Annotated in this window: 2 protein-coding genes and 1 pseudogene; all 3 read right to left on the bottom strand. The window is 42.9% G+C overall.

What is annotated here, in order from left to right; genetic code table 11:
- Positions 1-562: 562 nt before the first annotated feature.
- Complete coding sequence (locus F6K53_RS42615; protein ID WP_143727471.1) at positions 563-772, bottom strand: hypothetical protein; 210 nt, start codon at positions 770-772, stop codon at positions 563-565.
- Between the two features lie 237 nt (positions 773-1,009).
- Positions 1,010-1,306, bottom strand: coding sequence for a helix-turn-helix domain-containing protein (locus tag F6K53_RS42610; RefSeq protein WP_293086605.1), 297 nt, complete (start codon positions 1,304-1,306; stop codon positions 1,010-1,012).
- 4 nt (positions 1,307-1,310) lie between these two features.
- Positions 1,311-1,397: pseudogene (locus F6K53_RS42605) on the bottom strand (IS607 family transposase); the annotation flags it as partial.

Here is a 1,397-nt window from a genome sequence, read left to right as displayed (position 1 = left end):
TATCTCCCAAAGCCCGTAGGAATATCCCACGAGCGCCATTGATGTCACGTTCGCGAAGCGTGACCAAAGGTCAATCCATTTGTTGGTTATCGATTTTTGATTTGATAATCTTGCTCCCGCCGATATTGACTAGTTCACCAGTCCAGCTAACAGTCTTGCTAGTATAGGCTTGCGCTTTCATCAACAACTATTTTTCGGTTTTCGGCTGCTTTATGCTTTAAGAACTCTTTAAACCGATAGTGGGCAAAAGAAAGCATATTGCGAACCGTTTTAGATCTAAGTTATCGATTTTGCTTTTTAGACATCTCAGACGTCTCAAAGGTAGGAAGCAGTATTACGTCAAAGTTATCAACTAGGAATCTTGCCGCTTTGTGATGCAGTTCATTTACCAGATTTTGAATTCTAATAATCATCCTCCTGGCGGCTTTTCTCCTTCGACGCTTTTGCTTACCCTTAGCTTTGCTAATTTTTGAAATTAAATTGTCTAAGTGATGACATAATCGTTGGATCCGAGAAAAGTCACCATGGCCAATCTTCCCAATAGAAGTCTCACTGAAAAATGTCAAAAAGCGATGCAGCGCGGTCTTGGGGAGGCAGCGCGGTCTTGGGGGTCCCCCCCATGAGCGACTGCCGTGGTTTCCCCCATGAGCGACTGCATCAAGACAGTTCTAACACCAGGATCTAAGGCAACTACTCTACCTTGGTTTTCGGTTTCTCCTTGAGTTGTCTTATAGGGAACTACTAAATAATAGTCCCCGTTGGTGCTAGTCAATCAACAATCGCAGATGTGATTCGGCGTAGCCGACGCTGCGCGAACGGGAAGTGTTTCAGTAAAGGTTATTTCACTTAATATCGTGTAATAAATTCCTTTAATAGAAACCGCCGACTTTGGAATATAACAAGTTTGTACCCAATTTTTACGAGATCTGAACTTTACCCGATTAATCTGCGCTGTCTTTTTGTATTTTTTCTTGGCCTCCGGAGACGAAACCTGATTGTTAGTGGAGCCTTAATCAATAAGTTTTAACCCTTTTCTGCATAGCCTGCCAACTATAAAGGCTCCACTATCCTTGCGGTAACTTCTGACCCTGACAGCGGTACAAGCATCCTTTATCGCTATAGATTTGATTTGATAAGGCACTGTCTTACACCATTCAGGAAGGTCATTTATAATACCAGTTTTCATGGCTTTCCAATTTGCTTTAACTTCGCCATTTTCGAGTATTTTGACGGTCTTATTGAAAACGTAACGGGATACCCCAAACCAGTGGCGGACAATTGCTCGCTGTTCAGGGTTTAGGAACACTCGAATCTTCTTTGATTTTTTGGCCGTATTTTCTGAGTCCGTGAACCCGGCAAGAGAAGACGTGAATGATGGAGAGAAGATCTGCGGTAAG

Origin of the sequence: Moorena sp. SIO4A1, assembly GCF_010672065.1 — a bacterium.
Classification (GTDB): Bacteria; Cyanobacteriota; Cyanobacteriia; order Cyanobacteriales; family Coleofasciculaceae; genus Moorena.
The sequence above is the reverse complement of the archived record's forward strand: the minus strand, read 5'-3'. Positions and strand labels throughout refer to the sequence as shown.